Below are 12,780 nucleotides of genomic sequence, written 5' to 3'. Positions count from 1 at the left end.
AATAATTAAGTCGAAGTGACGTTCATGTTGAATACATATACTATGATAGTAACAGTTTCTTTACCAACTTTTAGCGCATACATCCACCGCCTTGGCGAGGCTTTCGCCAGATGAGGTTAATGGCGACACACCGTTGCTCATGGACGCCTGAATGCCGTCATGCGCATAGACGCCTAAGCCGAACCGTCCGGCCGTATGGCTAGAGGCAATACGCTCCGCTGGAAGCGTCAGTGCATGACCGCGCGGAACATCCGCCGCGGTTGCGCGTTGCGGCTGGTGATCTGGGCCTTGGCTGGTGTACCATGCCGAGCCTCTGAACGGAGGATTGCGTTATGCTGCGTTGGCTCGTGTTTGCCGCCATGACAACATCGCTTGCCGGCGCCGCCCAGGCGGACGAAGGTGCGTTCCTGAAGTCGCTGCAGGGCAGCTGGACGGGCGCCGGGACAGTCAGAATCCGCACGCATATGTCGCCCATCAACGTTTCCTGCAACTTCGATTCTCAATCGCAGGGCTTGGCGCTGTCGATGGAGGGCGTCTGCCGCGGGTTGATCCTGATCTCAAAATCGATCGATGCCCAACTGAAATTCAGCGGCACGAAATACAGCGGATCGTATCTCGGCCCGCGCGGCGGACGGGCGGGCTTGAGCGGCAGCCGTCGCGGTGATGCCATCAACCTGACCATTCGCTGGGCGAAGGAAGTCAACGGCGACCGCAGCGCGGATCTGACGCTACAGAAAGTTGGCGCCAACGGCATGCGGCTGACGACTGTTGATGTCGACCCGGAATCCGGTGACAGGGTCGTCACCAGCGAGATCAACCTGCACCGAAAATGATGCCGTGACTGGGTCCTGGTTACGGCTGTGCGGATAGGAAATTGCGCTGGTAGGTGGCGTTCAACAGTGTTTCCGCCGCCGTTTCTGCCGTTGCCGCATTGCGCGCTTCAATCGCTTCGACGATCGCCTCGTGCATCTTGAGGGAGTGCTGCAATCCACCAAACGTCCTGAGCGTGCGGGGAATACTGATTGTCAGCGCCGTGCGAATGACCGCTGAGACGGGCAGAAGAAAGCGATTGTGCGCCGCCTGGATGATTTCCAGGTGGAAATCGATGTCAGCTTCAATCGCGGCAGAAACCGTCGCGTGGTCTTCCGTCATGCGGGCATAGGCCGCGCGGATGCGCTCAAGCTCATCCGCCGACCCACGGCGAGCGGCAAGCCCCGCTGCCATCGGCTCTATCGCCAGGCGGATCTCGAACAGTTCCTCGGCGAGTTGCTGCTGGTCATCCGCGCCCTCGTGCCAGGAGAGCACCACCGGATCGAGCGTGTTCCAATGCTCCGGCGCGCGGACACGGGTGCCCAGGCGCGGCTTGGCCTCGATGAAGCCCTTGGTCGACAGGATCTTCAGCGCCTCGCGCAAGGTCGTCCGGCTGACGCGCAGATTGCCCAGCATCTCGGACTCCTTGGGCAGGATCTCGCCGGGCTTGAGTTCGCCGAGCGCAATCCGCCGGCCGATTTCCGCCGCGATCTGTGCGGGCAAGCCCCGGTCTCCGATCGTAAATGTCGTCATCAGCCGTCCGTTTCCGAAATCCCGGCGCGCACTTTGGCGCGATTCGACCCCTTGCTACCATAGCCGTCGCCACGCCCCAACAACGGGCGGTCGGCCCCTGGCATGGCGATAACGCCTATTCCTCGCCGAGCCGGCCAAGCTCTTCGGCAAAACGCTCAACCATCGCCAGGCCGGTCGCCGTCGGCCGCAGCGCCGGCGCACGGTCGAACACGGGCAGGCCGGCGCGTTCACCAAAGAGACGTTTGCCGTAGCACATCAGGTTCTCGATCCCCTGCATGGTGAACACCACGGCCGGCAGCATGTCGCGATAGGCCGCGTCCGCCTCCTCGTCCCAGCCGTCGCGATAGAACTCGTAAGCCCTGACGGCATGGTCGATGCAGTCGGGCGCAAGAATGAAGCCGCGGCATCCGGCCCGCAGGTTGTCGATGAGTTCGAGACCGGCCCGGCCGTTGAAAACCGGCAATCTTCCCTCGGTAACCTCGATCAGCGCGGCGATATCGACCACCGGTCCCTCGCCCTTGATCAGCGTAATGTTCGGATGCTGGCGGACCAACTCTGCAATGTCGGTTGCGGTCAGTCCCCTCCCCATGAAGGCTGGCGCATTCTGGATGGCGACGGGCACATCAATCGCATCGGCGACACGGCCGAAGAAGCGGATATATTCCTGGGCGGAGAACTGGCCGACGATCGGCGGCTGCAGGATCAGCCAGTCGGCGCCCGCACCAACGGCATGGCGCGCCTGACGGACCTGCTCCTCGACCGAAGGACCGAAGATGGTGAGCGCCACCGGCACTTGGCCGGCCGTGTCTTCCACCAGCCATTCCATCACCGCCATGCGTTCGGCCTCGCTCAATTTCGAGGCTTCGGTTGCAAGACCGAGGGCCGCCATGCCATGCACGCCGGCATCAAGACAGACCTCAGTCTGGCGCCGCATGGCTCCGCGATCGAGCTTTTCGTCGCAATCGAACAACGCATAGAGGATGGCGTGGATGCCGTGCAGGTCAGCGGGGTCGAACCGGGACATCGCCGCTCCTCCTCAGTGGCTTTCGCGCGGCACGGCGTGCCCGCGACAACCGACAAGGAAATCGAGATCAGCGCCGCGATCGGCCTGCATCACCCGTTCGACATAAAGGCCCTGGTAGCCGCCCGGCATGGCGATCTCAGGCGGCGTCCACTGCTGCCGGCGGCGAGCAAGCTCCGCCTCGTCGACATCGAGGTGGAGCCGACGCCCGGCGACGTCGAGCTCGATCCAGTCACCGTCCCGGACCAGCGCCAGAGCACCACCGACAGCTGCCTCCGGCGCCACGTGCAAGACCACAGTGCCGAAGGCCGTGCCGGACATGCGGGCGTCGGAAATGCGCACCATGTCACGCACGCCCTGCTTCAAAAGCTTCTGCGGCAACGCCATGTTGCCGACTTCGGCCATCCCCGGATAACCCTTCGGCCCACAGTTCTTCAGAACCATGATCGAGGTCTCGTCGATATCAAGGTTGGGATCGTCGATTCGCTCTTTGTAGTGATCAATCGTTTCGAAGATGACGGCGCGGCCGCGGTGCTGCATCAGCGCCGGGGTTGCCGCAGACGGTTTCAGGATCGCGCCCTGCGGCGCGAGATTGCCCTTGAGCACAGCGATGCCACCCTGTTGGGTCAGCGCAACGGCACGAGGCAGAATGACATCCGGATTGTAGTTCTCCGCATCCGCGATGTTTTCGCCGACGCTTTTGCCGGTCACCGTCGGATTGTCGAGGTCGAGTAGGTCGGCGATCTCCTTCATGACCGCGGGCAGGCCGCCGGCGTAACAGAAGTCTTCCATCAGGAATTTTCCTGACGGCATGAGGTTGAGGATCGTCGGGATATCCCGGCCAAACCGGTCCCAATCCTCGAGCGTCTGTTCGGTGCCGACCCGCCCGGCGATCGCCAGCAGATGCACGACGGCGTTGGTCGAGCCGCCGATGGCGCCGTTGACGCGGATGGCATTGGCAAAGGCTTTTCGCGTCAGGATATGCGAGGGCCGCAGGTCCTCGGCAACCATCGCGACGATCCGCCGACCGGAGAGCCGCGCCAGGCGCGCGCGATGAGCGTCGACCGCGGGATAGGCCGCGTTGCCGGGTAGAGCCAGCCCCAAGGCTTCGGCCATCGACGCCATGGTCGAGGCGGTGCCCATGGTCATGCAATGACCTGGCGAGCGCGACATTGCGCTTTCCGCCGCCATGAATTCGGCCGGCGTCATGACGCCGGCCCGCACATCCTCGGAAAACTTCCAGACATCCGTACCCGAGCCGATGGTCCTGCCCTTCAGTCGGCCGTTCAGCATCGGCCCGCCGGAAACGACGATTGCCGGCAGATCGCAAGAGGCGGCCCCCATGACGAGCGACGGCGTGGTCTTGTCGCAGCCGGCCATCAGTACGACGCCGTCGATCGGGTTGCCGCGGATCGCCTCTTCCACATCCATGGAGGCGAGGTTGCGAAAGAGCATGGCGGTCGGACGCAGATTGGACTCGCCGCAGGAAAACACCGGAAATTCCAGCGGCAGGCCACCCGCCTCCAGCACGCCCGCCTTGATGTGTTCGATCAGGCCGCGAAAGTGGGCGTTGCAAGGTGTGAGTTCGGAGAACGTGTTGCAGATGCCGATGACCGGGCGTCCATCGAAGGCGTCATCCGGCAGGCCGTTGTTCTTCATCCAGCTGCGATGAATGAAACCATCCTTGTCTAGCCCTCCGAACCAATGCTGCGATCTCAGTTTTCTCGACATGTCCACTCCCCCGCCGTGCGCCCGCCCTCCGAGTGGCGTGTCGCGCTTTTTATTTCTCATATAATCGGAGTTATTCGCGGTCAAGCGTCAAACCGCACAACAAGCCGGCTTGCTCGCCTGTTCGAAAAGCGGGAGCAGCGATCGAGAAGTTGAAGGTTAGGCAGGATGAAGAGGTGAGAGCCGCGGTAAGCGCGCAGGGCGCTGCCAGCCCGGCATCAAACGGCGGCCGGCGAGGAACGCCAACCACCGCGCAGCGCAGTGATTGGCGAATGCAATTCAGACCAGACCTGCCGGTCTGGCTCAGGGATGGTGCAGGACGCTCAAGCCGCCGTCGACGGTCAGGCAGGTGGCGTTGATGAAGGTGCATTCGTCCGACACCAGGAACAGTGCGGCGCGGGCGATCTCGTCAGCCGTGGCGATGCGGCCGCTCGGATGCAGTTTCATCGTCTCGGCCTCGGCAGCGACCGGGTCCGGGAAGCTGTTCCAGTATTCGACAGCCTTCTGCGTCAGCACGTACCCCGGCGCAAGGGCGTTCACCCGGATCCCCTTTGAAGCGTATTCGATGCCGAGCGACTTGGTCATGCCGAGAAGCGCATGTTTCGCCACCGGATAAGGGAAAGTGTGCGGGATAATGGTGAAGGCATGGGTGGACGCGATATTGAGGATGACGCCGCCGCCATCCTCGATCATGCCCGGCAGCACGGCCCGGCTGCAGTTCCACGCCCCCTTGAGATTGACGTCGAAGCAGCGCTGCCAGTCGGCGTCACTCAACGCCAGTGGTTCAGAAAAGACGTTGATGCCGGCATTGTTGACGAGCGCATTCGGGCGCCCGATCGTGTTTTCGGCCTGACCGATGGCTTCGGCAATCCCGTCGGCGTCGGTAATGTCTGATGTCGTCGAGGCGACCGTGCCGCCAGCCGCCTTGAGCCTTGCTGTCTCCTGGTCGAGCAGCGGTCCATCGCGATCGATCAGAAAGAGGCTGGCGCCTTCCTTCAGAAATTCCTCCGCCATGGCGAGGCCAATGCCCTGCGCTGCCCCGGTGATGACGATGCGCTTGCCAGCAAGCCGCTTGCTCATGCCTGTTCCCTCTCTATCCGATCAGTCGGCGCGGCCGTTACCACTCGGCGACGCTGCCATCCTCATGACGCCAGATCGGGTTGCGCCAGCGGTGGCCTTCCTTGGCGCGCTCGATGACATAGGCCTCGTCGACCTCGACGCCGAGGCCAGGGCCCTGCGGGATCGAGACGAAGCCGTCCTCATAGTGGAAGACATCCTTGTTGGAGACGTAGTCGAGAATGTCGTTAGCCTCGTTGTAGTGAATGCCGAGGCTCTGCTCCTGGATGAAGGCGTTGTAGCTGATGGCGTCGATCTGCAGGCAGGCGGCAAGTGCGATTGGCCCGAGCGGGCAATGGGGCGCCAGCGCCACGTCATACGCTTCTGCCATAGCCGCGATCTTGCGGCATTCGGTGATCCCTCCAGCATGGGAAAGGTCGGGCTGGATGATGTCGACATAACCGTCCGCCAGCACCGACTTGAAGTCCCAGCGCGAATAGAGCCGCTCGCCGAGCGCGATCGGGGTCGAGCAATGGTTGGCGATCTCCTTCAGCGCCTCGCGGTTTTCCGAAAGCACCGGCTCCTCGATGAACATCAGCTTGAACTGCTCGAGTTCCTTGGCCAGCACCTTGGCCATCGGCCGATGCACCCGGCCGTGGAAGTCGACGCCGATACCAATGTTCGGGCCGATCGCATCGCGGATGATGCCGATGGTCTCGACCGCCTTGTCGATCTTCTCGTTGGTGTCGACGATCTGCAGTTCTTCGCAGCCATTGAGCTTGATCGCCTTGAAGCCGCGCGCCACCACATCCTTGGCGTTGCGGGCGACGTCGCTCGGGCGGTCGCCACCGATCCAGGAATAGACCTTGATCTTGTCGCGGCATTGGCCGCCGAGCAGGGAGTGCACGGGCTGGCCAAGCGCCTTGCCCTTAATGTCCCAGAGCGCCTGGTCGATGCCGGCAAGCGCGCTCATATGGATGGCGCCGCCGCGGTAGAAACCGCCGCGATACATCACATTCCAATGATCCTCGATCAGGAACGGGTCCTTGCCGACGAGATAGTCTGCAAGCTCGTGCACGGCCGCCTCGACTGTCAGTGCCCGCCCCTCGACGACGGGTTCGCCCCAGCCGACGATGCCCTCGTCGGTCTCCACTTTGAGAAACAGCCAGCGCGGCGGGACGATATAGGTCGTGAGCTTGGTGATCTTCATGGAATGATGTCCGGTTCGGTGAGGATAGCGTGTCGTGACCAGCCGTGCGCGTGCATGCCGGCGGGAATTTTCAGAGAACGGGTTTGGCGGGGCTGTGCTGCTTGACCGCGGTTGCCAGGTCGCGCGCGGCGAGATCAAGCATGCGCGTCGAGCAATCGCGCGCCGCCGCCTTGTCGCGCATGCGCAGCGCCTCGACCAGTTCGCGATGGATGTCGATGGCTTCGTCGCGCCGCTCGGCGGCTTCGTTGGAAGCGTGCAGCGAAAACTTCAGCGCCGCCTGGATGATGCCGACCAGTTGCAGGAAGACCTGGTTGTGGCTGGCCTTGAGCAGGCAGGTGTGGAAGGCAACGTCGGCATCGGTGAAGCCGGCGACATCGCGCTCGCCGTCACGCATCGCCTGCCAGGCGCGCTCGAGATCGGCGATTTCCTGAACGGTCGCGCGCTCCGCGGCGAATTCGGCCGCAACCGGCTCGATCGCCCGGCGCGCTTCCAGAATGCAGTTCAACAGGTCGAATTCGAAGATGCGCTCGCCGATCCATTCGAGCACCTGGGCATCGAGGATGTTCCACTCGTCCTTGCCGCAAACGACCGTGCCGACCCGCGAGCGGCCACGCACCATGCCCTTCGATTCCAGGATCTTCAACGATTCGCGAATGACGGTTCGGCTGACGCCGTAGCGCTCACAAAGATCATTTTCCCGCGGCAGATAGGAGCCGACAGGAAAGATATCGGCGCAAATATCGGAAGCGATCGTCCGCGTCACGTTCTTCTGGACGCGCGGCCGGCGCTGTACTTGCTCCGCGGCCACGGCCTGCGGCTCCTGTCCTTCCATCTGCATCTCCACCCATCCCTTTCAGTTCCGCCGACGCTTTTATCCCAGATCACCTTTCCTCGCGACAGGGATCCGGGAGCACTTCAGCAATAGTTATACATCACTATCTCAATCATCATACAAAGGCAATTGACGGATATGATGATTCATCATACACAAAAGGCAACTGCAGGAGGCAGTTCACCAGGGAGAGAAATCATGCGCTTCTTCAAAGCCGCCATCTTGGCTGGCACCGTCGCCGTATTCGCCGCAACCTCGGCCTTCGCCGCCGACGTCAAGATCGGTTTCATCGTCAAGCAGCCCGAGGAGCCATGGTTCCAGGACGAATGGAAGTTCGCCGATGTCGCCGCCAAGGAAAAAGGCTTCACGCTGGTCAAGATCGGCGCCGAAGATGGCGAGAAGGTCCAGTCAGCGATCGACAACCTCGGCGCCCAGGGCGCGCAAGGCTTCATCATCTGCACGCCTGACGTCAAGCTCGGCCCCGGCATCATCGCCAAGGCTGAAGCCAACGACCTGAAGCTGATGACCGTTGACGATCGCCTCGTCAACGCCGATGGCAGCCCGATCGAAGACGTGCCGCATATGGGCATTTCCGCAACCAAGATCGGCGAAGCCGTCGGCCAGTCGATCGTCGACGAGATCAAGAAGCGCGGCTGGGACATGAAGGAGGTCGGCGCGATCCGCGTCTCCTACGACCAGCTGCCGACCGCCGTCGACCGTGTCGAAGGCGCGCTCTCGGTGCTAAAGGCAAACGGCTTCCCGGAAGCCAACATCTTCGACGCGCCGCAGGCCAAGACCGATACGGAAGCAGCGCTGAACGCCTCGACCGTCGTTCTCAACAAGAATGCCGGCATCAAGAAGTGGGTCGCCGTCGGCCTCAATGACGAAGCGGTGCTCGGCGCAGTGCGCGCAACCGAGACCGTCGGCATCGCTCCCGACAGCATGATCGGCGTCGGCATCGGTGGTGCTGACTCGGCCATCAACGAGTTCAAGAAGCCCGCGGCAACCGGCTTCTTCGGCACCGTGATCATCTCGCCGAAGCGCCACGGTTACGAGACCGCGCTTAACATGTATGAGTGGGTCGCCAACGGCAAGGAGCCGGAAAAGCTGACGCTGACCGCCGGCCAGATCGCGCTGCGCGATACCTATGAGGCCGTTCGCAAGGACCTCGGCATCGAGTAATCCTCGTCTTCGATGACTTGAGCCCGGCGGCCTAGCTCCGCCGGGCGCCCCATTTCCGGAGCGTCGCAGATGCAAGACTTCCTCGAATTCCGAACCATCTCCAAGGGCTATCCCGGCGTCCAGGCGCTGTCGAACGTCTCGTTCTCGGTGAAAAAAGGCGCCGTGCACGGATTGATGGGCGAAAACGGCGCCGGCAAGTCGACGCTGATCCGCGTCCTCTCCGGCGACCAGTCCGCAGACACCGGCGAAATCCTGATCGACGGCAAAGAGCAACACTACCGCTCGGTGCGCGACGCCTTCCATGCCGGCGTCATCGTCATTCACCAGGAACTGCAGCTCGTGCCGGAGCTGACGGTCGCCGAAAACCTCTGGCTCGGACGTTTTCCCGGCAAGGCCGGCGTCATCGATCGCCAGCAACTGATCGGAGTCGTCTCGAAGAAGCTTGTGGAGATCGGCATCGACGTCGATCCCTCCGTCAAGGTCGCCTCGCTTTCGATCGGCGAGCGGCAGATGGTGGAAATCGCCAAGGCGGTCATGCTCGACGCCCGGGTGATCGCGCTCGACGAGCCGACGTCGTCGCTCTCCTCCAGGGAAAGCGAGATCCTCTTTGCCCTCATCGACCGGCTGCGCGCCAACGGCACCGTCATTCTCTACGTCTCCCATCGCCTCGACGAGATCTTCCGTCTCTGCGACAGCCTGACTGTGCTGCGCGACGGGAAGCTTGCTGCACACCACCCTGATATTTCGAAGGTGACGCGCGACCAGATCATCTCGGAAATGGTCGGCCGCGAGATCGCCAACATCTGGGGATGGCGCGAGCGCGCGCTCGGCCAGGAGCGGTTGCGCGTCGAAGGCATTTCGGGACCGAAACTGCGCCAACCTTTAAGCTTTTCCGTCCGGCGCGGCGAAATCCTCGGCTTCTTCGGGCTGATCGGTGCCGGCCGCAGCGAAATGGCTCGCCTGGTCTATGGCGCTGATGCCCGCAGCAGCGGAACGGTCTCTGTCGACGGCACCTTGATCCAGGCGGACAGTCCGCCACACTCCATCCGCTCCGGCATCGTGCTCTGCCCGGAAGACCGCAAGTTCGACGGCATCGTCCAGGGACGCTCGATCGAGGAGAACATGACGATCTCCTCGCGCCGCCACTTCTCGCCCTTCGGCATCATCAACCCGAAGAAGGAGGGTGCGCTTGCCGACAAGTTCATCGCCAAGCTGCGCGTGCGCACGCCGTCGCGCCGCCAGGACATCATCAATCTCTCGGGCGGCAACCAGCAGAAAGTGATCCTCGGCCGTTGGCTGTCGGAAGAGGGCGTCAAGGTGCTCGTCATCGACGAGCCGACGCGCGGCATCGATGTCGGCGCCAAGTCGGAAATCTACGAAATCCTCTACGAACTGGCCGCCGAGGGCATGGCGATCGTGGTGATCTCCAGCGAGCTGCCCGAAGTCATGGGCATCGCCGATCGCATCATGGTCATGTGCGAAGGCCGGGTCGCCGCCGACATTCCACGGGCGGATTTCGACGAGCGGCGCATTCTCGCAGCAGCCCTACCGGACGTTCAAAACGCCAACACTCCTTCTCACGCACAGGCACGGTGACGATGACCTCCTTGAAAAAACTTCTTCTCGGCGAACAGGGACTCGTCGTCATCTTCGCGCTGGCCTTTCTCGTCGTTTCGCTGACGGTTCCCAACTTCCTGACCGAGCGCAACATGCTCGGCCTGCTGCAGTCGGTCGTCACCATCGGCATCGTCGCCTGCACCATGATGTTCTGCCTCGCCTCGCGCGACTTCGACCTTTCCGTCGGCTCGACGGTCGCCTTTTCCGGCATGGTCGCGGTGATGGCGTCGAACGCGACCGGCTCGATCCTGCTCGGCCTTGTTGCCGCGCTCATCTGCGGCGGTCTCGTCGGCACGGTCAACGGTGTCGTCATCGCCCGCTTCCGCATCAACGCGCTCATCACGACGCTTGCCACCATGCAGATCGTGCGCGGCCTGGCGCTGATCGCCTCCGACGGCCGCGCCGTCGGCATCAACGATCCGAGCTTCTACCAGCTGGCACTGTCGCGCTTCCTCGGCATCCCGACACCGATCTGGGTCATGGCGCTGTTCTTCGTCGCCTTCGGCTTCCTGTTGAACCGCACCGTCTTCGGCAAGAACACGCTGGCGATCGGCGGCAACCCGGAGGCATCGCGGCTTGCGGGTGTCGATGTCGCGCGCATGCGCATCTGGATTTTCGCCTTGCAGGGCCTCGTCTGCGCCGTTGCCGGCGTGCTGCTCGCCTCGCGCATCACCTCGGGCCAGCCGAACGCGGCGACGGGCCTTGAGCTTTCCGTCATCTCGGCCTGCGTCCTTGGGGGCGTGTCGCTTGCCGGCGGCCGTGCCGCGATGACCGGCGTGATCATCGGCGTGCTGATCATGGGCATCGCCGAGAACGTCATGAACCTGCTCAACATCCAGGCCTTCTACCAATATGTCGTGCGCGGCCTGATCCTGCTGCTCGCCGTGCTGCTCGACAACCTGCGCTCGTCGGCGGCAGGACGGCGGGCTTAGCTGCCCTATGTCCGGGGACATACTGCGGCTCAACAACGGTGCGCTTTCGATCGAGTTGAGCCGCTTCGGCGGCTCAATCCTCTCCGGCACCTATCGCGGGATCCCGATCTTTCGTCCTGCACGAACCAATGGTCTCGCGTCTCAGCGCCATGGCACTGAGGCAAGCTTTCCGCTAGTTCCCTTCGGCAACAGGCTGGAGGGCAACGCTTTCACTCTCGCCGGACAGCGCCATGCACTCACCCGGAATGCCGCCGATGCCTATTATCTGCATGGCGACGGCTGGCTGGCGACGTGGGAGGCGGTCTCGCACAGCGAAACCTCAGCATGCCTGCGCTATCAACATGGCGCTGTAGCGCCGAGCCCCTATGCCTATGATGCACTTCAGCATTTCAGCATTATCGGCGACCGCATAACTATCACGCTTTCCGTGACCAATAGGTCGGCCTTCGCGCTGCCGATGGGCATCGGGCACCATCCCTTCTTTCCGAAAACCGCCGGCACACGGCTGACGGCGATAGCCGAACGCTTCTGGACCGAACGAGCCGGCCACCTACCCGATCAGCCCGGTCCGATCCCGGGCGAGCTGGATTTCAAGGGAGGCAATCGGATCCCGCCGCGATGGCTGAACAATGCCTATGAGGACTGGGACGGCAAGGCTGTGATCGAGTGGCCGGAGCATGATCTCTGCCTGGAAATCGAAGCGGGGCCGCCCTTTCGCCACTTCATGCTCTACACGCCTGAGGACGCCGACTTCTTCTGCTTCGAGCCGATGACACATCTGCCGAACGGCCATCATCTTCCTGGCCTCGGCGGTTTTTCCGTTGTTCCGAGCGGCCAAAGCCTTTCCGGCACGATGACGCTCACGCCGCGCCTGATTTCGGAAGGGCGTTGAAGGGGAACGGCGCGCCTGATCAGCCGGCTCGAATACCAGAGCGCCGTGCGTCACAATCGACACGCGGCACCTTGGCGGATAGTCGCTCGTTCGTCTCGCTGCCTACGCGGCAACCTGCTGCGACGCATCGAAGTCCGCCGCCCACTGCACCGATGGGCGCGCGGCGCAGCGCTCGATCCAGGCCTTGACGGCCGGCACGTCGGGCGTTGCTTCCGGGTACCATGCAAAAGGCGAATAGAGCAGCAAGTCGGCAGCGGAGAATCCGTCGCCCATCAGATAGGGGCTCGCAGTGAGCGCCGTCTCCAAATGATCCGCCATCTCCTTGGAACCACGGAACGTGGCCTGCAGATAGGGATGCGAAAGGCCGGCCGCTTCGGCGATCAACACCGGCTCGACCACGCCGGCATACCAGGCAAGCCAGCTCAGATAGCGGCCGCGCTTGGGGTCGCCGGCAAGCGGCGCGAGTTTCTTTTCCGGAAACAGATCGGTCAGGTACTGGATGATGGCGATGCTTTCCCAGATGACGACGCCGTCATGCACGAGCAGCGGCACCTTGCCATCCGGATGCGGGTTCTTCGGATCCTTCGCTCCGCTGCCGTCGCCGCGGGTGATGTCAACGATGACAATGTTGACCTTGTCGAGCGCATCCAGCTCGCGAAGCAGCGAGATGATGCGCGAGGAGCGGGAACGCGGAGCGTGATAGAGCGTCAACATGGAAAGGACCTCGATTGCGGTTTCTGTCTGCCC

The 12,780-nt window shown here is 62.8% G+C and carries 12 protein-coding genes; 5 read left to right on the top strand and 7 right to left on the bottom strand.

What is annotated here, in order from left to right:
- The first annotated feature begins 332 nt into the window (after positions 1-332).
- Positions 333-833 carry a hypothetical protein gene (locus LPJGGPFB_RS20505; protein ID WP_173421762.1) on the top strand — a complete coding sequence of 167 codons (501 nt, stop codon included), beginning with the start codon at positions 333-335 and terminating at the stop codon, positions 831-833.
- A 19-nt stretch (positions 834-852) separates the two neighbouring features.
- On the opposite strand, the gene LPJGGPFB_RS20500 is transcribed toward LPJGGPFB_RS20505, so the two are convergent.
- The 6 genes from LPJGGPFB_RS20500 to LPJGGPFB_RS20475 all read right to left on the bottom strand — a co-directional run bounded on the left by LPJGGPFB_RS20500 (position 853) and on the right by LPJGGPFB_RS20475 (position 7,410).
- Positions 853-1,563 carry a FadR/GntR family transcriptional regulator gene (locus LPJGGPFB_RS20500; protein WP_173421761.1) on the bottom strand — a complete coding sequence of 237 codons (711 nt, stop codon included), beginning with the start codon at positions 1,561-1,563 and terminating at the stop codon, positions 853-855.
- Between the two features lie 115 nt (positions 1,564-1,678).
- Positions 1,679-2,587, bottom strand: a complete 909-nt coding sequence (locus tag LPJGGPFB_RS20495) for a dihydrodipicolinate synthase family protein (protein ID WP_173421760.1) — start codon at positions 2,585-2,587, stop codon at positions 1,679-1,681.
- Between the two features lie 12 nt (positions 2,588-2,599).
- Positions 2,600-4,315 (bottom strand): IlvD/Edd family dehydratase, encoded by a 1,716-nt coding sequence (locus LPJGGPFB_RS20490; RefSeq protein WP_173421759.1) that lies wholly within the window; start codon positions 4,313-4,315, stop codon positions 2,600-2,602.
- A gap of 300 nt (positions 4,316-4,615) precedes the next feature.
- Complete coding sequence (locus LPJGGPFB_RS20485; protein ID WP_173421758.1) at positions 4,616-5,392, bottom strand: SDR family oxidoreductase; 777 nt, start codon at positions 5,390-5,392, stop codon at positions 4,616-4,618.
- A gap of 37 nt (positions 5,393-5,429) precedes the next feature.
- Entirely contained in the window at positions 5,430-6,578 is a 1,149-nt protein-coding gene (gene dgoD / locus LPJGGPFB_RS20480) for a galactonate dehydratase (RefSeq protein WP_173421757.1), read from the bottom strand.
- Positions 6,579-6,648: 70 nt separating this feature from the next.
- Positions 6,649-7,410 carry a FadR/GntR family transcriptional regulator gene (locus LPJGGPFB_RS20475; protein WP_173421756.1) on the bottom strand — a complete coding sequence of 254 codons (762 nt, stop codon included), beginning with the start codon at positions 7,408-7,410 and terminating at the stop codon, positions 6,649-6,651.
- 198 nt (positions 7,411-7,608) lie between these two features.
- On the opposite strand from LPJGGPFB_RS20475, the gene LPJGGPFB_RS20470 reads away from it, so the two are divergent.
- The 4 genes from LPJGGPFB_RS20470 (at position 7,609) to LPJGGPFB_RS20455 (ending at position 12,033) form a co-directional block, all read left to right on the top strand.
- Positions 7,609-8,592 (top strand): arabinose ABC transporter substrate-binding protein, encoded by a 984-nt coding sequence (locus LPJGGPFB_RS20470; protein WP_173421755.1) that lies wholly within the window; start codon positions 7,609-7,611, stop codon positions 8,590-8,592.
- Positions 8,593-8,661: 69 nt separating this feature from the next.
- Positions 8,662-10,188 (top strand): L-arabinose ABC transporter ATP-binding protein AraG, encoded by a 1,527-nt coding sequence (araG, locus tag LPJGGPFB_RS20465; protein ID WP_173421754.1) that lies wholly within the window; start codon positions 8,662-8,664, stop codon positions 10,186-10,188.
- A gap of 2 nt (positions 10,189-10,190) precedes the next feature.
- Positions 10,191-11,141, top strand: a complete 951-nt coding sequence (gene araH / locus LPJGGPFB_RS20460) for an L-arabinose ABC transporter permease AraH (protein WP_173421753.1) — start codon at positions 10,191-10,193, stop codon at positions 11,139-11,141.
- 7 nt (positions 11,142-11,148) lie between these two features.
- A complete protein-coding gene (locus LPJGGPFB_RS20455) occupies positions 11,149-12,033 on the top strand; it encodes an aldose 1-epimerase (protein WP_173421752.1) in 885 nt (294 codons plus the stop codon).
- Positions 12,034-12,135: 102 nt separating this feature from the next.
- Here LPJGGPFB_RS20455 and LPJGGPFB_RS20450 read toward each other — a convergent pair whose 3' ends face one another.
- A complete protein-coding gene (locus LPJGGPFB_RS20450) occupies positions 12,136-12,747 on the bottom strand; it encodes a glutathione S-transferase family protein (protein WP_173421751.1) in 612 nt (203 codons plus the stop codon).
- Positions 12,748-12,780 lie beyond the last annotated feature (33 nt).

This window comes from Ensifer adhaerens (assembly GCF_013283195.1).
Taxonomy (GTDB): Bacteria; Pseudomonadota; Alphaproteobacteria; order Rhizobiales; family Rhizobiaceae; genus Ensifer; species Ensifer adhaerens_G.
Note: the sequence above shows the minus strand (reverse complement) of the source record. Positions and strands in the feature narration are given on the sequence as shown.